General features: G+C 63.5%; 16 protein-coding genes. 3 read left to right on the forward strand and 13 right to left on the reverse strand.

The features are described from left to right. Window positions 1-7: 7 nt before the first annotated feature. The 9 genes from fliN to fliF form a co-directional block, all read right to left on the reverse strand. On the reverse strand, window positions 8-445 hold the full coding sequence (gene fliN / locus AC2YJX_RS20965; RefSeq protein WP_055398281.1) for a flagellar motor switch protein FliN: 438 nt from the start codon (window positions 443-445) through the stop codon (window positions 8-10). Beyond that, window positions 435-1,439, reverse strand: a complete 1,005-nt coding sequence (fliM, locus tag AC2YJX_RS20970; protein ID WP_010466026.1) for a flagellar motor switch protein FliM — start codon at window positions 1,437-1,439, stop codon at window positions 435-437. The genes fliN and fliM overlap by 11 nt, the downstream gene beginning before the upstream one ends. 18 nt (window positions 1,440-1,457) lie before the next feature. Then, a complete protein-coding gene (locus AC2YJX_RS20975) occupies window positions 1,458-2,033 on the reverse strand; it encodes a flagellar basal body-associated FliL family protein (RefSeq protein ID WP_431150846.1) in 576 nt (191 codons plus the stop codon). Between the two features lie 372 nt (window positions 2,034-2,405). Next, window positions 2,406-3,761: a flagellar hook-length control protein FliK gene (locus AC2YJX_RS20980; protein ID WP_431150847.1), complete on the reverse strand. Its 1,356-nt coding sequence runs from the start codon at window positions 3,759-3,761 to the stop codon at window positions 2,406-2,408. Window positions 3,762-3,763: 2 nt separating this feature from the next. Next, window positions 3,764-4,228, reverse strand: coding sequence for a flagellar export protein FliJ (gene fliJ / locus AC2YJX_RS20985; protein ID WP_055398283.1), 465 nt, complete (start codon window positions 4,226-4,228; stop codon window positions 3,764-3,766). 19 nt (window positions 4,229-4,247) lie between these two features. Then, complete coding sequence (gene fliI / locus AC2YJX_RS20990) at window positions 4,248-5,642, reverse strand: flagellar protein export ATPase FliI (protein ID WP_121508460.1); 1,395 nt, start codon at window positions 5,640-5,642, stop codon at window positions 4,248-4,250. Next, on the reverse strand, window positions 5,632-6,363 hold the full coding sequence (locus AC2YJX_RS20995; RefSeq protein WP_487257179.1) for a FliH/SctL family protein: 732 nt from the start codon (window positions 6,361-6,363) through the stop codon (window positions 5,632-5,634). The genes fliI and AC2YJX_RS20995 overlap by 11 nt, the downstream gene beginning before the upstream one ends. Beyond that, entirely contained in the window at window positions 6,347-7,342 is a 996-nt protein-coding gene (gene fliG, locus AC2YJX_RS21000) for a flagellar motor switch protein FliG (RefSeq protein WP_055398286.1), read from the reverse strand. The genes AC2YJX_RS20995 and fliG overlap by 17 nt, the downstream gene beginning before the upstream one ends. 24 nt (window positions 7,343-7,366) lie before the next feature. After that, complete coding sequence (gene fliF / locus AC2YJX_RS21005) at window positions 7,367-9,061, reverse strand: flagellar basal-body MS-ring/collar protein FliF (RefSeq protein WP_487257180.1); 1,695 nt, start codon at window positions 9,059-9,061, stop codon at window positions 7,367-7,369. 172 nt (window positions 9,062-9,233) lie between these two features. Here fliF and fliE point away from each other — a divergent pair, with 172 nt between their 5' ends. Then, a complete protein-coding gene (gene fliE, locus AC2YJX_RS21010) occupies window positions 9,234-9,545 on the forward strand; it encodes a flagellar hook-basal body complex protein FliE (RefSeq protein WP_055398288.1) in 312 nt (103 codons plus the stop codon). Window positions 9,546-9,956: 411 nt separating this feature from the next. Here the strand turns inward: fliE and AC2YJX_RS21015 are convergent, their stop codons facing one another. The 4 genes from AC2YJX_RS21015 to AC2YJX_RS21030 form a co-directional block, all read right to left on the reverse strand. Then, window positions 9,957-10,256, reverse strand: coding sequence for a flagellar protein FliT (locus AC2YJX_RS21015; protein WP_010466046.1), 300 nt, complete (start codon window positions 10,254-10,256; stop codon window positions 9,957-9,959). A gap of 2 nt (window positions 10,257-10,258) precedes the next feature. Then, a complete protein-coding gene (gene fliS, locus AC2YJX_RS21020) occupies window positions 10,259-10,714 on the reverse strand; it encodes a flagellar export chaperone FliS (protein ID WP_055398289.1) in 456 nt (151 codons plus the stop codon). Between the two features lie 65 nt (window positions 10,715-10,779). Further along, window positions 10,780-12,213, reverse strand: coding sequence for a flagellar filament capping protein FliD (fliD, locus tag AC2YJX_RS21025; protein WP_218301584.1), 1,434 nt, complete (start codon window positions 12,211-12,213; stop codon window positions 10,780-10,782). A 197-nt stretch (window positions 12,214-12,410) separates the two neighbouring features. Continuing rightward, the gene (locus AC2YJX_RS21030) at window positions 12,411-13,895 is read right to left on the reverse strand and encodes a flagellin N-terminal helical domain-containing protein (protein ID WP_431150852.1); all 1,485 of its coding nucleotides are present in this window, start codon (window positions 13,893-13,895) and stop codon (window positions 12,411-12,413) included. A 321-nt stretch (window positions 13,896-14,216) separates the two neighbouring features. Between AC2YJX_RS21030 and AC2YJX_RS21035 the strand changes: the two genes are divergently transcribed. Both AC2YJX_RS21035 and AC2YJX_RS21040 read left to right on the forward strand, forming a co-directional pair. Further along, a complete protein-coding gene (locus AC2YJX_RS21035; protein ID WP_487257181.1) occupies window positions 14,217-15,701 on the forward strand; it encodes a flagellin N-terminal helical domain-containing protein in 1,485 nt (494 codons plus the stop codon). A 118-nt stretch (window positions 15,702-15,819) separates the two neighbouring features. Further along, the gene (locus tag AC2YJX_RS21040) at window positions 15,820-18,039 is read left to right on the forward strand and encodes an O-linked N-acetylglucosamine transferase, SPINDLY family protein (protein ID WP_487257182.1); all 2,220 of its coding nucleotides are present in this window, start codon (window positions 15,820-15,822) and stop codon (window positions 18,037-18,039) included. The last annotated feature ends 108 nt before the right edge of the window (window positions 18,040-18,147 follow it).

The following is an 18,147-nucleotide window of genomic DNA, read 5'->3' on the forward strand; positions in this document are numbered from 1 at the left end:
GCTGCCACTATCCACGACTGACCCGCCGCAAACGCTCGGAAGGCGTCACCACGTCCGTGAGGCGAATACCAAACTTGTCATTCACAACCACCACCTCGCCCTGGGCAATGAGATAGCCATTGACCAGAACGTCCATCGGCTCACCCGCGAGGGCATCGAGCTCCACGACCGAGCCTTGCGCGAGCTGAAGGATGTACTTGATGGGTACCTTGGTGCGCCCAAGCTCCACCGATAACTGGACGGGTATGTCCAGCACCATGTTGATGTCGTTGACCGTGCCATCGCCACCACCGGAGAAAGGGCGTACAGGCTCACCAGACAACGGGCCACCTTGCTCCCCGTCGCCAGGCTTGTCGTCGGTGCGCTTTTGCTCTTCAAGCGCCTCGGCCCAACCCGCAAACGGGTCGTCCGCGCCAGCATCCTTGTTATCTTCTTCAGTTGACATCTTTTTCTCCCAGCCAGCTCATGTCGGCATTGCGCAGGCATTCTTCGATACGAATGGCGTACTTGGAATTGTGCGTTCCGTACTGGCACTCAAAAATGGGGACCCCACCAATCGATGCGCGAATGCGGGGTTCTCGGTCCAGCTCGATGAAATCGCCAGGCTTCATGGCCAGCAACTGCTCCACGGTGGCGTCGGCGCGTGCCAATTCGGCCACCAGGGTCACTTCGGCTGCCTGGATTTCCCGGGTCAGCACGCGGACCCAGCGGCGATCCACTTCAATGGAGTCGCCCTGGGTGGACGAATACAACACGTCACGGATCGGCTCCAGCGTCGCGTAGGGCATGCAGATGTGGATGGCGCCCGAAAGGTCCCCGATTTCCAGCTGAAACGCCGTGGATACGACGATTTCGCTGGGGGTGGCAATGTTGGCAAACTGCGGCTGCATCTCAGACCGCTGGTACTCCAGCTCCAGCGGGTAAATGCCCTGCCAGGCCTTTTTGTATTCAGCACAGATCACGTCCACCAGGCGGTTGATGACCCGTTGCTCCGTGGGCGAAAAATCCCGACCTTCAATCCGTGTCTGGAACTTGCCCACGCCGCCGTACAGCGTGTCGATGATGCCGAAAACCAGCGAGGGCTCGCACACGATCAGTCCGCTGCCGCGCAGCGGACGGATGGCCACAATGTTGAAGTTCGTGGGTACCGCCAGCTCGCGCAGAAAGGCGCTGTAACGCTGCACGGATACCGTGCCCACCGAAATTTCAGGACTGCGGCGGATGAAATTGAAGAGCCCGATGCGGAAGTTGCGTGCAAACCGCTCGTTGACGATTTCCATCGTCGGCATACGCCCGCGGACGATGCGCTCCTGGCTGGAAATGTCGTAGTTGCGTACGGAGCCCGCCTCCGCGACCTCCTCGACCGACTTCTGGCTCTCACCAGTAACCCCTTCAAGAAGGGCATCAACTTCTTCCTGGGAAAGAAATGAATCACTCATGACTGGTCCTCGCCCGGGTCATTGGATGATGAAGCTGGAAAAAAGCACACGGTGCACCGGGTTGCGCTCTGTGCGCCGACGCGAAGGCCGGTCCTCCGCATCCTCTTCCTTGTCGGCCGCCGCAGCGCGTGCACGCTCCGTAGGAACCGTGTAACCCAGGGGGCGGGAGACTTCCCGCAGGATGTCTGCAGCCAGCTTTTCCTTGCCTTCCCGCTGCAGCAGTTCAGTGGAAGTCCGCTGGGAAACCAGCATCAGGATGCCGCTGCGTATGGAGGGCAAATACAGCTTCACCTGCTCTGCTGTCTTGGCATCTTCCAACTCCAGGGTGATACCAATCTGGGCAAACCGGTCACCGCCAGGGTCTGCCAGGTTCACCACCATGTTCTCCATGGGCAGGAACGTGGGGGCCACCTTGGGGGCCTCCTTGCGGACTGGTGCAGCCCCATCTTCTTCGTCGGCATGGGAGCGGCTGGAAATGAACCAAGCCGCCGCGCCGCCACCAATCACCAGCACCGCCACCACAACGCCGATGATGATGATGATGAGCATCTTCTTGCTTTTGGCCGGGGCCGCTGCGGGAGTATTGGCTGACACGTTGCGGATTCCTTGCGGTGGGAGACGGGCCGGGCCCGCGCAATCCATGGGCGAGCAAAACCGGATGGCCCATTATTGGGCGGGGCTGCAACCAATAATAGCCAGAATAAAAGCCCAAAACCATGGCATTCACTGCGCTATGGACTCTGCACGCAAGCACCGGAACGGCGTTCGGTCGCGCTGCAGCGGCAAGACCTGATGGAATGCAGGAGTAGCCACCGCTGCAAAGCAACCTATCAGAAATGCTCTGGGGTAGGGAGTAACACGGTACTCGCGTACCGCCAGCAGCAGCGTAAAGACGCCGCGCGAGCGAGTTCCTGACCGGGGGGGTGACGCGGGCGGCAGGCGGGTAGCCCCGTCTGCCCGCCGGGCTCACACAAAGACGTCTACTGCGCGATCCGGGGCGCCACCGCGCAGCAGTGAAGCCGTGCCAGTGGGCGCTGCAGCGACCACCTTCGCCTGGCGAGCGCCATCGCGCTGGCCCTGCCGCTCAGCCCCACCCGCATCGTCACGCTGCCCCGCCGAGGTGCCAACCGACATACCCGACAGCACGAGGCCCTCACTGCGCAACAGCTCACTCAATTGCGCCATGCTGCGGTCCAGCAGCTCACGGGTCTGCGGCTGGTCGCTGCGGAACGTCACGTGGGCCTCATTGCCCGACAGTGACACCGACACCTCTACCGGCTGCCCGTCGCGGTTGAGCGTCAGTTCCGCATTCTGTGTTTTCTGGTTGACCCAATAAGCCACCTGCTCGGCGACCTGCTCCTCAACACCTGCCTGTGCGGGGTCGGCAAACACCGTTGCCCCATCCAGGGAGCCCGGCTCCACCGGCGCAGAACCGCTGCCGCTATCCAACCAAGCCCCGGCGCTGGAACGCCCCTCGCCAGAGCGGCCTCCAGCGTCCGCACCCTCCCCACCTCGCGCGGACGCTACCGGAGACAGCAACCCCTCTGCAACGGAGGCGACCACAGCGCCACCCGCCGGGTCCACCATGCCCCCAGGACTGCGATCCGATGCGCCAGCAACTGGCATCCCCACCATTCGCTCGCTGGCCATCTGCACCGCAGCCAGGGCCACGCCTTGATGGCCCGGCAACTGCTGCGCAGCGCCTCCTCCGAGGGAGCGACCTGTAGACATTTCCACTGCATCTGCCTTCTGGGCCAAGGCACTTTGCATGCGGGAGAAAATCCGACCCTGCGCCATCCCGCCGACCGGCGGGAGCCCTTCCTGCAAGTCTGCCGAAGTGTCGAGCCTGGCTGTTTCAGCCACGATGCCTTGCGAAAGACCGTCCGTTCCAGGAAGGATTCCCGCCAGGGACGCCAGCCCCCCTTGGGCGCTACCACCCTGCGCTTCCAGCCCCAATACCGCTCCGGTCTGCGCTCCGGCACTCAAAATGCTGCCGCCCTGCCCGCGCTCTGCCGCAGCAGCATCAACCCGCCCATTGGCGCCGGGCACCAGCAAACCCTGCCAGGCCGCCATGGCGGAGGCCTCCATGGCCGCCTTTGCAGCGTCCGACAAAGCCACATCGGAAGGAGCGGCACCCGAGGCCGCCAGATCCAGCGGAGCGCCATCGCCTCCGCCCATCGCCCCATCGCCCAAAGCTGCCAGCAGCGCCAGAAAGCCGCCAGCGCCCGGTTCGTTAGCGTCCGGGGTCTGCGCTGTGGAGCGGTGCCGAGCGGCATGGGCGGACTGGGTGCCCTGGGGAGAAGAAATTTTGGTGGGTTCCATGGTCAATACTCCCGGCCCTCAGAGCCCTGAATCGCACTGCGGTACTGCAACGCAGCCCGCTCATCGGTTTGTTTCTGATCTCTTCGCATTTCGGCCAACTCCAGGTCGTGGCGCCGCTTTTCCATGACCTTGCGCAGGCTTGCCAGACGCAATTCCGCCTCCAGCAAGGCGCGCCTGGCGGCCTCCACCCGATGGGCGTGGTCTCCCACCACACCATTCTGGACACCCGCCGCGTGGCCCAGGCGGTCCATGAACTGGTAGTGGTGGTACATCACCTCGGGCTTCATCGTGGTATCGGCCTTCATGCCCCAACGCGCCTGGGTCTCTCGGGCGTAATCTTCCAGCTGGTCGAGCTGGGCACGCGCCGCCTGCTGCGCAGCCAACATGTCCTGCAGCGCCTGGCGCGCGTCGTCCCGCTTGCGGGAGGCGACTTCCACAGCGACGGCGAGCGAGTTCAGGCTGGACATGGCTGACTACCCCAGGTGTTCAATGGTCCAACACCGCTGCCATGCCCGCCACGCTCTGGTCCATCGAGGCGGCCTCGAACATGTCCTGCTGCAAGAAGGCGGCCATCTGCGGCTGCAGGCGAATGGCTTCGTCCAGGGCGGGATCGGAGCCGCTCATGTACGCACCGACCTGCACCAGATCCCGGCTCTTCTGGTAGCGCGAATACACCGCCCGAAAGCGTCGCGCCAGATCAAAATGCCCGCGCGACACCACGTTGTGCATCACGCGGGATGCAGACTGCTCAATGTCGATGGCGGGGAAATGCCCCGTCTCGGCCAAAGCCCGCGACAGCACGATGTGCCCATCCAGAATCGCACGCGCCGCGTCAGCGATCGGGTCTTGCTGGTCATCGCCCTCAGACAGCACCGTGTAGAAAGCCGTGATCGAGCCAACCCCGTGCAGCCCATTGCCACTGCGCTCCACCAGTTGCGGTAGCTTGGCAAAGCAGGAGGGCGGATAGCCCTTGGTGGCGGGAGGCTCACCGATGGCCAGCGCAATTTCGCGCTGCGCCATGGCATAGCGGGTGAGCGAATCCATGAGCAGCAGCACATGCTTGCCCTTGTCCCGAAAGTGCTCGGCAACCGCCGTGGCATATGCAGCCCCCTGCATGCGCAAGAGCGGCGGCGCATCAGCAGGCGCCGCCACCACCACCGATCGCGCACGGCCATCCTCACCCAAAATGTCTTCCACGAATTCCTTGACCTCGCGCCCCCGCTCGCCAATAAGCCCCACCACGATCACATCTGCCTGTGTGTAGCGGGCCATCATGCCCAGCAAGACGCTTTTGCCCACCCCTGAACCGGCAAACAAACCCAGGCGCTGCCCACGCCCCACGGTAAGCAGGGCATTGATGGCGCGCACGCCCGTGTCCAGCGATTCGCGCACAGGGTCCCGGTCCATGGCATTGATCTGGCGGCGCCCCATGGGCTCAGACACCACGTCCTGCACGGGCCCGCCATGGTCCAGCGGCAGTCCCTGCGCATCCACCACCCGGCCCAGCAGGCCTTCGCCCATCGGCAAGCGCAGTACACCCGCACGCTGGATGGCCCGCGCGGGCTCGCCGAGACGGGGGATGGGGATGTAGGGCGCAGCGGGCACCACACTGGCACCACTGGAGAGTCCGTGGATATCTCCCGCAGGCATCAGAAAAGCGCGGTCCGCAGAAAAACCCACCACTTCTGCCAGCACGGGGGCATGCCCCGGCATCTGGACCATGCACTGCGAACCCACGGGCACGCGGATGCCCACAGCCTCCAGCACCAGGCCCGTCAGCCGGGTCAGCGTGCCGCGCGTCTCCAGCGGCGCGCCTTCAGCGACGCGCGCACGCGCGTCGTCCATCAGGCGTGTCCAGGCAGAAGGAGATTCAACGGCCATCACTGCCCTCTTCTTCCTCTTGCCATGGCGACTGGAGCCCCAGTGCGGCAATGGCCCGCTGCCAGCGTTTGTCAAGGCTGCCGTCCACCGCCGTACCGGCTGATTCCACCAGGCAGCCGCCCGGCGGCACCGCAGCATCCGCCATCCACTGCACACCGGGGGCATCGATTTCTTCGCGCAGAGGCTGGGCCATCGCCTCCATATCTGCAGGGTTCAGGCGGACCATGGCAGGTCGCCCCTCGGTCACCAGCATGCCTACCGCCTCCCTCACCACGGGCTGCAAGGCGTTGGGGTTGACGGACAGTTCCTGGCGCACCACCTGGCGCGCAATGTCACAGGCCAGCTCCAGCAGTTGCTGGGCCATCTGCTGCTGCATGTCGATCAGGCTTGCATCGAGGGTCTGCACCACGCTCTGCAGCCGCTGCGCCGTTTCATGCCCTTGCTGGGCAATGTATTCGTCCATGCGCCGCTGCCATTCCAGCGCCGTTTGGGCCTGCCCCTGGGCAAAGCCCTCAGCGTAGGCGTCATCACATGCCTGCTGAATCAGTGCCTGCTGCGCAGCCTCATCAATTTCAGCCGGAATCTCGGCCACAGGCTCTGGCTCCACGGGCTCAACCAGGTCGGAGCCGTCCACCGCTCCAAACTTCCACTGCGTGAAATCGCCCACTTCCTCGCTGGGAATGAAGCGCGAATAAGAGCGCTGGCTAGACGAAGGCATCATCACCGCCGGATCCAATCACGATTTGACCCTCGTCGGACAAGCGACGCACGGTCTTCAGGATTTCCTTCTGCTGAGCCTCGACCTCGGACAACCGCATCGGGCCGCGCGATTCGAGGTCTTCGCGCAATGCCTCGGAGGCACGCGAGGACATGTTCGACAGGAACTTCTCGCGCAGCTCGGGCACTGCTCCCTTGAGTGCCACGATGAGCGTTTCGGACGCCACCTCCTTGAGCACAGTCTGGATCGCCTTGTCGTCGAGCTTGAGCACGTCTTCGAACACGAACATCTTGTCCATGATCTTCTGGGCCAGATCGGGGTCGTAACCCCGGATGGATTCGAGCACCACGGCATCCATGTTGCCGCCCAGCAGATTGATGATCTCGGCCGCAGCCTTGACGCCGCCCAGCGAGCTCTTGCGGATCTTGTCGCCACCCGCCAACACCTTGAACAGCACCTCGTTCAGGTCCTTGAGCGCCGTCGGCTGAATACCTTCCAGCGTGGCCACGCGCAGCAAAATTTCACTGCGCTGACGGTCAGTGAGGTGCATCAGGATGCCCGACGCCTGGTCGCTGTCCAGGTGCACCAGGATGGCTGCGACGATCTGGGGATGTTCGTTGCGCAGCAGTTCAGCCACCGACAGTGGGTCCATCCACTTGAGGCTCTCGATGCCCGACACGTCGCCGCCCTGCAGGATGCGGTCGATGAGCAGGCCCGCCTTGTCGTCGCCCAGCGCGCGGCGCAGCACGGCGCGCACGTAATTACCGGTGTCGGACACCAGCAGGCTCTGCGCAGCAGCGGCGCCGGAGAACTTGTTGATGACCTCGTCCACTTTCTCGCGCGATACCGAGCGCATGCGCGCAATGGTTTCGCCGAGTTTCTGCACTTCCTTGGGCGAGAAGTGCTTGAACACTTCGGCAGCCTCTTCCTCGCCGAGGGACATCAGCATGATCGCGGCGTCGTTGAGTCCTTGGTCGTCCATGGTCGTCGTCCGTGGTGTCGGTGATTAGACCGGCTCGCCGTTCAGCCAGGTCTTCAGGATATTGGCCACAGCCACAGGGTTCTCCTTGGCCAGCACGCGCGCCTCTTCCAGACGCAATTGCTCCGGCGTGGCAGGAAGCACCTCGTTTTTCTTGGCGGGCGCAGGCAGCGCCGGGCGTTCGGGCGTTTCGGACTCCACGGCATCCAGCTGGCCACCGGCCACCGGGATGGCACGGGGCTTGGCCGCCGCGCCAGTGCCCTTGAGGGCCGGACGCACCAAGCCCATCAGCACCAGGGCCGCAAACAGCACTGCACCCACCGGCAAGGCAAACGACTTGGCCAGATCGATCACTTCAGGCTGCTTCCACAGAGGAATGTCGCTGGTTGGCGTTGCGGTCACCTGGAACGGTGTGTTCATGAGGTTGACGGAGTCGCCGCGATCCCGGTTGAAGCCAATGGTCTCGCGCACCAGCGCCGTCATCTGCTCCAGTTGCTCGGGTGTGAGCGCCTTCGACACGGTCTTGCCCTTGTCTTCCGTGGACTGGTAGTTGACCACCACCGCTGCACTCACCCGCTTGAGGGCACCACTGCCGCCGCGCGTGACGCGCACCGTCTTGTCAACCTCGTAATTGGTGATGGATTCGCGCTTGCTACCCACAGCCTGGGCGCCCTGAGCCTGCTGGCCGGCTGCGGTGGGCGGCGGGTTGGCGCCATTGATGGGCGCGGCAGACGGTGCAGGGGGCTGATTGGTCGTGGCGCCCGGCACGCCAGTGGGCAGCGGATTGCCTTGGGGACCTGTGCTTTCCACCACCTGCTGGCTGCGGATGGCGCTGGCATCGGTGGCCAGGTTGGGCCGGTGCTGCTCGGAGGTGGATTCGGTCTGGGTGAAATCCACCTCGGCCGTCACCTGCGCCTTGACGTTGTCGCGGCCCACCACGGGCTCCAGGATGTCCAGGATGCGGCGGGTGTACTGCTGTTCGATCTGTTGTACATACAGCAGTTGCTGCGCATCCACACCGTTTCCAGCGGCGGTATCGGGCGACTGGGACAGCAGCTTGCCTGTATCGTCCAGCACGCTCACGGCGGACGGAGACAGCTCTGGCACGCTGGAAGCCACCAGGTGCACGATGCCCGCCAGCTGCGCCCGGTCCAGAATACGGCCCGGGTGCAGGCTCACCAGCACCGACGCCGAAGGCTTTTGCTGCTCCCTGAAAAATCCGTTCTGGTTGGGAAGCGCCAGATGCACCCGCGCACCTTGCACCGACGACAGCGCCTGGATGGAGCGCGTGAGTTCGCCCTCCAGGCCCCGCTGGAAGTTCAGACGCTCCTGGAACTGGGTCATCCCAAATTTGCTGGATTCCATCAGTTCGAAACCCGCCACCGAACCCTTGGGCAGGCCCTGGGTGGCCAGGCGCAGGCGCACGTCGTGCACGCGGTCTGCTGGGATCAGGATGGCACCACCGCCATCAGCGTGCTTGTAAGGCACATTCATCTGCGACAACTGGGCCACGATGGCACCGCCATCTTTGTCGTTCAGATTGGCAAACAGCACGCGGTAGTCAGGCTGGCGCCCCAGCACGATGGCCGCAATGGCCACCGCCACCAGCAGCGCCGCGCCCACACCCAGCCGCATGCGCTGCGCCCTGTCGAGGGCAGACAGCCGCTGCAGCCAGTTCGGGCTGGCAGGGGGGGTGAGAGGAATTTCAGCAACTGCAGACATCTTGCTTTCCAGTAGGGTGGCCCGGCAAGGACCAAAGCGTGGGGTCGATTATTCGGTCACGCCTCCAAAATGTTCGCTGGATAAGCCGCGCGTTTGGCCATCAATTCAGAGCGATGGGTCCCGGCGCGATGGCTAGGATACGCAGCATACCGCCATTCCCACGGATACAGCCATGGACCTTCGCATCTCAAGCTCTACCGCCCCGCTCACGGGCGCTGGCGTGGCGCGCCGTGCTGCAGCGCCGCAAAACGACGCCAATGACGTGGGTTTCTCGGGGGCGCTCAAAGGCGCACTGCAGTCGGTCAGCGCCGCACAAAACCGCTCTTCGAACCTGCAAACCGAGGTGCAGATGGAAAACCCCTCTGTCAGCCTCGAAGAAACCATGGTGGCCATCCAGAAGGCCCAGATCGGCTTTCAAGCCACGCTGCATGTGCGCAACCGGATGGTGCAAGCCTATACCGACATCATGAACATGCAGGTGTGATAGAGACGCCCCCCCTGAGGCGCTGCGCGCCTTCCCCCAGCTCTCGCAACGCTGGGCGTTTCGGGCAGGGAGACGATGCCCTCGCTGCGGGGCGGCCCTTGCAGGGCATCCCTCGCGTGGGGCGCGCCGGTATCGGTCGGTAGGGGCCCTTCTTTCACTCCTATTTTTGTAGCATTTGCGCTTTGTAGGCAAGCGCTATGGGCACTTTTTATCCCCAAAGACACGCCACGCTCTTGGTACCAGGGGCTGAGCGATGCATCGCTGGCCGCGGCGAGGTGGATGCCAAGCGCCAGGAACCGTTCGCTCTCAATTTAATAGCTGCCTGCGCTTGATAGATAAGCGGCATAGCCCTATTCGCCCATGAAAAAGCCGACCTCGTGGGGTCGGCTTTTTTGCGGCTCAGCGCACGCCTCAGTGCATCATCTGCGGCTGGCCCTCGAACAGGTGTTCAAACTGCGCCAGCCAGGGCTCAGCGAGGCAGCGAATCTGGGCATCGTTGCGCAGGATGCGCTGCATGATGCGGGTCTTCTCGCGTTTGTGCTCGGGCAGCAGTTCGTGCTCTTGCGACTTGAAGCGCAGCTGCTCGATCAGCACGGCGCAGGCGCCTTCGTAGCGCACCACCCCATCCCAGTCCTTGAGCTTGGCGGCCTCCAGCATCTTGGCGCTGCTGTCTTCAATCGCCTTGTAATAGTCAATCAGCATGTGTGACATGGTTATGCCTCCACCAGCACAGGCTGGCCAGTGGCGGCGGGCGCATCGGACGAAGCCGCGGTGCCGGTTTTCTTGATTTCGTTCCAGCCTTGGGCCACGGGCTCAATCAGGCGCATGACTTCTTGCATGATGGCGTCGTCGTTGCGGGCGTTGGCCAAGATCAGGCGGCGCATGCAGTAGTCGTACAGCGCACCCAGGTTTTCGGCCAGTTCGCCCCCATCGACTTTGTCGAGCGAGGTGCTCAGGCCCTCCTCCAGAATGCGCACGGCCTTGGAGATGGCATTGACTTTGGCCAGCACATCACCACGTGCCAGGGCGCCACGTGCCGTGGCGATGGCATTGAGGACACCTTCATACAGCAGGCTGACCAGCTGGTGCTGGTCCATCGTGTGCATGCTGGTTTCCACATTGATACGCTGGTAAGCGTTGGCTGCACGGGGGCTGTAGGCGCTGAACATGCTGACAATCCTTCCGAGGTATTACTTAAGTTATCGGCATGTGCCAGAAAAACTGAAGCCCCTGATTAACCAGTCGATTTGTTCCAGGCAGTGACCTGCTGTGAGATATACGCGTTCAGGCCATTGAGGCTGCTCAGCTGGGTATCGAGTGCGTTATACCGCTGTGTGATGCGCTTTTCAAATGCCTCGACCTTCTCATTCACCCGCGTCTGGTCCTGGCTGTTGCGCTTGAGGCTCAGCTGCAGGGTGGCATCCTTGGATTTGAAGAACCCGTCGTTGGAGAGCAGGTTGGTGGTCAACGCCTTCAGCTGGACGGCAATGCCATCGGCAGCGCCGCCGCCGGTATTGCGGAACAGGTTTTTCACGTCGTCGGGGTTCTCGGACAGCGCCTTGGTGAGCTTGGAGGAATCAACCGCCAGGTCTCCGCCCAGCTGCTGGGTAATGCCAATGTCCGCCAACCGCTGGAAAGCACCGCCCCCTGTAGTGACCGACTGGATGGCATTGCGCAGGGAGTTTTGCAGCGCTACGGCCGTCGAGTCACCTTGCAGCAAACCGGCCGACTTGGTAGCGGCGTCGTACTTGGTGGCGTCCTGCAGCAACTGGTTGATGGCGTTGTAGGCCTTCACGAATCCATCAATGTTGGACTGGATCGCGGAGTTGTCCTTGCTCACGGTGATATCAATGGGAGCCGTCGTCACTTGCTCGGCCTTGAAAGTCACGCCCGAAATCGTGGAGGCAAACGTATTGGTGGCTGAAGACACCGCGATCCCGTTGACCGTGGCCTTGGCATCGGCGGCAGCCTGCGTGACCGTGGCACCGTTGACGAGGCGGGACAAGCCTGTTGCGTCGGTGTTGCCCGCGCTCTGCGGGTCGGTGTCGCCGTCCTCCATCACACTCAGGCGAAACCCGAACTCCTCGCCGGTGCTCTTGCTGCGCAGCAGCAAGCGCTCGCCCGACGCATCACTGAGTACAGACGCCGTTACCCCTGCATTGGCACCATTGATCTTGCTGGCCACGTCCGACAGCTTGTCGCTCGCACTGATAGTGATATCTACGGGCTGACCGCTGCCAGGTGTGAACGACGCGGGTGCAACACTCCACTTGCCCAGTTCGAGGCGCAGCGTACCGGATCCGAGCGCACCACCCACGGGCAGCAAAGCGGCGGACGCAGTGGCCTGCGCCTTGGCAAGGCTCTGGACCTCGACACTGAACGTGGTGGGAAGCGTGCCCCCTACGGCGGTGGCGGAAACAAATTTGGAGTCGGACGACGTGGTAGCCACGCCATTCCAACCGGTCACGCTGGTGAGCTTGCCCGCTGCATCCTGCAGCGTGGACACCAGCGACTTGATCTGTCCAAAGGCAGAAATCTTGGTATTGACCGTGGCCGCTTGTAATTTCAGCGTGTCCAGGGGCCTCTTTTCCAGGGTGACCAACTGGGAAATGATGCTCTTGACATCAAGTCCGTTCGTGCCGACGCCTGGGGATGAAATGGTTGCCATACAAACCTCCTGAACTGGTCCAACGGAAATTATGGCGCCGAACGGCGATCAAGAACGTCCGTAAACACGCCAGGAAACCCGTCTTATCCAGCGGTCCTGGCACCCGCCTTCCAAAAAGCCAAAGGGCGGCGACAGAAATCTGCCGCCGCCTGGGGTCCACCAGGGCGCTGCAACGCCCTGGCTGCCATGCCCGCCGCTTAACGCAGCAGGGCCAACACACCTTGGGGCAGCTGGTTGGCCTGGGCCACCATTGCCGTACCGGCCTGTTGCAGGATCTGGGCACGCGACAGGTTGGCCGTTTCTGCGGCGAAGTCGGCATCCAGAATACGCGAACGCGAGGAAGAAAGGTTTTCCGACGTCACTTGCAGGTTGCTGATCGACGTTTCAAAGCGCGATTGCAGAGCACCGAGCTTGGCACGCTCACCGTTGATGAAGGCCAGCGCAGAGTCCACCGTCTTCAGGGCGTTGGTCGCGTTGCTGAACGTGGTCACATCCAGGTTGGCCACGGTTTGCAGGGCAGAGCCACCGTTGTCCAGCTGGTTGCTGGCCGAGGTCACAGCGAAGGACTTTTCCGAGTCCAGTGTGATGTAGCCGCCCGTGTTCACGTTCTCCACGTTGGCATCGGCAGCCAAGGTGCGAGCAGTGCCGTTGCTGGCACCTGCGGCGTCGTAGCCGGTCACCGTCACTGCAGCAGCATTGGCGTTGGTCGTATCGCCCACCACAATGTTGTTGCCAGTGGCATTGGTCAAAACGATCTGGCTACCATCAGAGCTCAGCGAGGCGTTGATGCCAGTCTTGGCGGCTTGGTCGTTGATGGCGGACACAGCTGCCGACAGGCGATCGGTACCTGTGGCCGAGGTCAGCGTGAACGACACGGTGCGTGGCGCGCCCACATTGTCGCCTTCCAGCGTCAGCGAATAGGAACCCGCTGCAGCCATGCCGCCCAGACGCACTTCCGTGCGGGCCGTGGCCGTCACACCGGTGTCGGCTTTCAGTGCGTTGATCTGGTCGGCCGTGGCCTTGGCGGTGGCGCTCACAGCCACCGTCAGCGTGCCGGTGCCCAGGTAGCCGCTAATGGCCACGGAACCGGTGGTCACACCGTTGGTGCCTGCGGTGGCCTGGGTGGCCGAGGCGCCGATACCCGAGCCATTGGAAGCCACGTTCTGGTTGTTGCCATACACGCTGGTGCGCAGGTTGCCCGTGGCAGCCACGATGGTCTGGTTGGCGTTGGCACCCACTTGGAACTGTTGCGTACCGAAGCTGCCGTCCAGCAGCTTGGAGCCGTTGAATTCCGTGGTTTGCGAGATACGGTCCAGCTCCGACACCAGTTGGCCGACTTCCTGTTGCAGGGCCTGGCGGTCGCCAGCGCTGTTGGAAGCGTTGGCCGACTGCACAGCCAGCTCACGCACACGTTGCAGGATGTCGCCCGAAGCCTTCAGCGCGCCTTCAGCGGTCTGCGCCAGGGAAATACCGTCGTTCGCATTGCGAACTGCCTGGTTCAGGCCGCGGATCTGGCTGGTGAAGCGCTCGGAAATCGCCAGGCCGGCGGCGTCGTCCTTGGCGCTGTTGATACGCAGGCCGGACGAGAGGCGCTGGATGGACGTGTTCAGCGAAGTCTGGCTCATGCCCAGATTGCGCTGAGCGGTCAGCGAGCTGATGTTGGTATTGATGGTGGAAGCCATTGCAAATCTCCAGAAAAGAACTGACTGAATATGGCGTTGCCGCCAGCCGGGGCGCCAGCACCGCGCTGGCCTCCTGGGTTCCCAGCGCTGCAGGCCATCTGGTGAACGGCGGGCCGCTTACGGACCGTTGCAATTGTTTTCGGGTCGCCGCCGGAAAACTTGAGGGGCAAACGCACAAGTTGTACGACTTTTTTGCCGCTTATCTCCTAAACACCCAAAAGCAGCGTCTCCACAATTCATCCATCGTTCCCCCATTGACAGCCGGACGGGTGCGCTTGAACCGGCAAACAGATCCGTCTAGCGACGTTAAGGAGTTTCGCCATGGCAGCAACCATCAATACCAACATCAGCTCGCTGACCGCCCAGCGCAACCTGGGCACCAGCCAGATGTCGCTGAATACAGCCATCCAGCGCCTGTCGTCCGGCTTGCGTATCAACAGCGCCAAGGACGACGCCGCCGGCCTGGCGATTTCCGAGCGCTTCACCAGCCAGATCCGCGGCCTGAACCAGGCTGTTCGCAATGCGAACGACGGGATTTCTCTGGCGCAGGTGGCTGAAGGTGCAATGGGGTCGGCTGGCAACATTTTGCAGCGGGTCCGTGAACTGGCGGTACAGTCGGCCAACGCCTCCAACAGCGCTGGCGACCGCCAGGCCCTGCAGCAGGAAGTCGGCCAATTGGTAGCGGAACTGGACCGGATTTCGCAAACCACCGAATTCAACGGCCAGAAGTTGCTGGACGGCACCTTTGGTACGCAGCAGTTCCAAGTGGGTGCAAACGCCAACCAGACCATTGTGGCGGCCACAGCCAACCTGCGTACCAGCGTGTACGGCAACAACCAGAACGTCGCCTCCAACGGCTCGGGCATTGGCGCATCGGCCACCCAAGCCACCGCAGGCACCAACGGTGTGACCACCGGCTCGGTAGCCGTCAGCGGCTACCTGGGCACCGGCACCCTGACGGTGGCTGCAAGTGCTACCGCCAAAGCCACCGCCGACCAGATCAATGCCTTACAGGCCACCACTGGCGTGACCGCCACAGCACGCACCGAAGTGCACCTGGGTGGCATGGCGGCGGCCGGGTCCTATTCGTTGACGCTGGAAGGTGACAACGTCGGCAGTCCCCGCACCATTTCATTCACGCTGGTTGCAGGCACGGGGACCGACCGCCTCTCCCCTGCCGTGTCGGCCATCAATGAACAAGCGGCCAAGACCGGCATCAATGCCTCGCTCAACTCCGACGGCACGCAGATCATTCTGACCAACGCCACCGGCAACAACATCGTGATCGGCGACACGGTGAACGCCAACGCGGGTGCGGTGACCGTCACCGGCTATGACGCGGCAGGTGCCAGCAACGGCGCGACCCGGACGCTGGCCGCCGACGCGAACGTGGAGTTCATCAACACCGGCGGTTACATCACGCTGGACTCCGAAAAGTCCTTCGCAGTGACCTCGGCCAGCAACCAGCTGGACAACGGGGGCTCCTCGCTGCACACCGTGGCCAACCTGGACGTGACCACCTTCACCAACGCCACCGACGCGCTCAAGACCGTAGATTCGGCCCTGGCCTTCATCAACGGTGAACGTGCCAAGCTCGGCGCCCTGCAATCGCGCTTCGAAACCAGCATCTCCAGCTTGCAGATCACGTCTGAGAACCTGTCCGCATCGCGTTCGCGCATCCAGGACGCAGACTTCGCGGCCGAAACAGCCAACCTGTCGCGTGCCCAGATCCTGCAACAGGCCGGTACGGCGATGGTGGCCCAGGCCAACCAGATCCCGCAGGGCGTGCTGTCTCTGCTCAAGTAACCTGACCAAACCACACGCTGCGCAGTGAAACAGCAACACCAAAGGGGCCCATCGGGCCCCTTTGTACATGGCACACTGCCTGCACATCCCGCTCCTTTGCTCGTAGATCGGCGCCACCGTGCACACCAAACACACCGACCAGGACGCGTCCCGCCTGCAGGCCGCACTTGCTGCCTCCGACTGGCCCCTTCTCACCCGCTTGTGCCGCCAGGTCCTGCGCAAGAACAGTCGCCACCTCAGCGCGCATCGGCTGCTGGGCTTCTCACTGAACAAGCAGCGCGAGTTCGATGCCGCCCTCAAGGCTTACCGACAGGCCTATGTGTACTGGCCTGAAGACACCGAGCTACTCGTCAACTATGCCAACGTGCTCATTGAGCAAGCACGCAATATCGACGCCCTGCCCCTGCTGGAAAAAGTGTGCGAACTGCGCCCCCAGCAGGCCATTGGCTGGATCAAGCTGGCCGAATGCTGCTACCTGCTGACGCAACACGACAAAGGTTTTGACGCCAGCCAGAGGGCCGCCGCCCTGGCCGAGACACTGCACGACCGCGTCGCCGCACTCATGCAAAGCGCCATCCACCGGCGCGAGCTGGGCCAGGTGCGCGAGGCTGTCAAGGACTGCGAGACAGCCATCGCCCTGCGCTACAACGACCCTGGCAACTACACCAACAAGCTGTTGTTCATGCTGGCCGATCCCCAGGTGGACGCCGCGCAGCTGTCGGCGGCCGCACGGCAGTACGGCGCTGTGTTCGAGCCGCCGCTGCGCCCAGAGTGGCCCGATTTCCAGGAGCACCGGGGCTCTCCATGGCGACGCCTGAAGATCGGCTTCCTCTCCCCCGACTTCCGGGTGCACTCGGTGATGTACTTTGTGGAGGGTCTGCTGGCGCAACTGGATCGGCGGCAGTTTGAGGTTTTCGCTTTCTATCTGTTCCCGCGGGACGATCACGTCACCGAGCGCGTACAGCGCCATGCCGACCATTTTGTGCCCCTGGCCGGTTTCAGCCCGCAGCAGCAGGCCGAGGCCATTCGCGCGCAGGGCATCGACATCCTGATCGACCTGGCGGGCCACACCGGCAACAACGGCCTGCTGACGCTGGCCCACAAGGCGGCCCCGGTGCAGGTGTCCTGGCTGGGGTTCCCGGCCACCACCGGGCTCACGGCCGTGGACTACAAGTTCACCGACGAAATTACCGACCCGCCCGGCGCAGAGGCGCAGTACACCGAGCAGCTCTACCGCTTGCCCACGCTGTTCGCGTGCTACCGCCCCATGAGCCGCAACCCGCTGTGGCGCTACCAGCCGCGCTACCAGGTGCGCCCCACGCCCGCGCTCGCCAACGGTTTCATCACCTTCGGCTCGTGCAACAACCTGGGCAAGCTGACCGACGAGGTGCTGGCCCTGTGGGGCCGGGTGCTGGCCGCCGTGCCGGGCTCGCGCCTGCTCATCGAGGGCAAGAACCTGGACCGGCCGGACTTTGCCAGCGCCTACCGCCAGCGCTGCGAGCGCCTGGGCCTGCCTCCGGCGCAAGTAGACCTGGTGGCGCAGCGCACCGACAACCAGTACCTCACCTACCACCGCATCGACATCGCGCTCGACCCCTTCCCGCTGACGGGCGGCACCACCACCTTCGACGTGCTATGGATGGGCCTGCCCATCGTGTCGATGGTGGGCGAAAGCTTCAAGAGCCGCATGGGCGTGGGCCTGCTGGCCTACCTGGGCCGCACCGAATGGCTGGCCGAAACGCCCGAGGACTATGTGCGCATCGCCACCGGCCTGGCGGCCGATGCGCAGGCGCTGAACACCCTGCGGCAGGGGCTGCGCGCCGAGGTGGAGGCCTCTGCACTGATGCGCGAGGACATCTTCAACCACCACTTTGCCGAAGGCCTGCGCGTGATGTGGCTACAGTGGCTGGCCCGGGCCGAACACCCGGACGATCCCGCCGCCCAGGCCCAGGCGATCCAGGACTGGCTGCCCCAGCTGCCAGAGGCCTGGACCCAGCCGCCCGTGCCCGGCGTGGGCCTGAAGCCCGGCCAGCGCGTGAGTCTGCACGAGGCGCACCAGCGCCTGCAGGACCTGGTGGACAAGGCCAAGGCCGCCCCGCCGCCCACACCCGCCACCGGCGCGGACACCAGCGCGGGCCCGGCTCTCAAGGACCGCCACTGGATCGCCGTGACCGAGCTGGCCGAAACCGTGCTCAGCGCTATGCCTCACGACCCGGTGGCCCTGGCCTGCCTGGCCGAGGTGGAACACGCCCACGGCCACACCGAATTTGCCGTGACCTACCTGCGGCACGCCACGCAGGCGATGGGCCTGGACATGGGGGCGAGCCCTGCTGCGTGATGCCCTGACGCCTTGGCGCTCAGTTACAGGGGCAGGGCTGCGTCGCGCAAAATGCTATAAATAATATAGCAACAAACACATACCCACCGCTCGCAAGGCGGCATTTTT

This window comes from Acidovorax sp. SRI_002, assembly GCF_057586455.1.

Excerpts from the sequence above, each read along its gene's own strand:
- fliN (WP_055398281.1), bottom strand. The coding sequence starts at position 445 with ATGTCAACTGAAGAAGATAACAAGGATGCTGGCGCGGACGACCCGTTT.
- fliM (WP_010466026.1), bottom strand. The coding sequence starts at position 1,439 with ATGAGTGATTCATTTCTTTCCCAGGAAGAAGTTGATGCCCTTCTTGAA.
- AC2YJX_RS20980 (WP_431150847.1), bottom strand. The coding sequence starts at position 3,761 with ATGGAACCCACCAAAATTTCTTCTCCCCAGGGCACCCAGTCCGCCCAT.
- fliJ (WP_055398283.1), bottom strand. The coding sequence starts at position 4,228 with ATGTCCAGCCTGAACTCGCTCGCCGTCGCTGTGGAAGTCGCCTCCCGC.
- fliI (WP_121508460.1), bottom strand. The coding sequence starts at position 5,642 with ATGGCCGTTGAATCTCCTTCTGCCTGGACACGCCTGATGGACGACGCG.
- AC2YJX_RS20995 (WP_487257179.1), bottom strand. The coding sequence starts at position 6,363 with ATGATGCCTTCGTCTAGCCAGCGCTCTTATTCGCGCTTCATTCCCAGC.
- fliG (WP_055398286.1), bottom strand. The coding sequence starts at position 7,342 with ATGGACGACCAAGGACTCAACGACGCCGCGATCATGCTGATGTCCCTC.
- fliF (WP_487257180.1), bottom strand. The coding sequence starts at position 9,061 with ATGTCTGCAGTTGCTGAAATTCCTCTCACCCCCCCTGCCAGCCCGAAC.
- fliE (WP_055398288.1), top strand. The coding sequence starts at position 9,234 with ATGGACCTTCGCATCTCAAGCTCTACCGCCCCGCTCACGGGCGCTGGC.
- AC2YJX_RS21015 (WP_010466046.1), bottom strand. The coding sequence starts at position 10,256 with ATGTCACACATGCTGATTGACTATTACAAGGCGATTGAAGACAGCAGC.
- fliS (WP_055398289.1), bottom strand. The coding sequence starts at position 10,714 with ATGTTCAGCGCCTACAGCCCCCGTGCAGCCAACGCTTACCAGCGTATC.
- fliD (WP_218301584.1), bottom strand. The coding sequence starts at position 12,213 with ATGGCAACCATTTCATCCCCAGGCGTCGGCACGAACGGACTTGATGTC.
- AC2YJX_RS21030 (WP_431150852.1), bottom strand. The coding sequence starts at position 13,895 with ATGGCTTCCACCATCAATACCAACATCAGCTCGCTGACCGCTCAGCGC.
- AC2YJX_RS21035 (WP_487257181.1), top strand. The coding sequence starts at position 14,217 with ATGGCAGCAACCATCAATACCAACATCAGCTCGCTGACCGCCCAGCGC.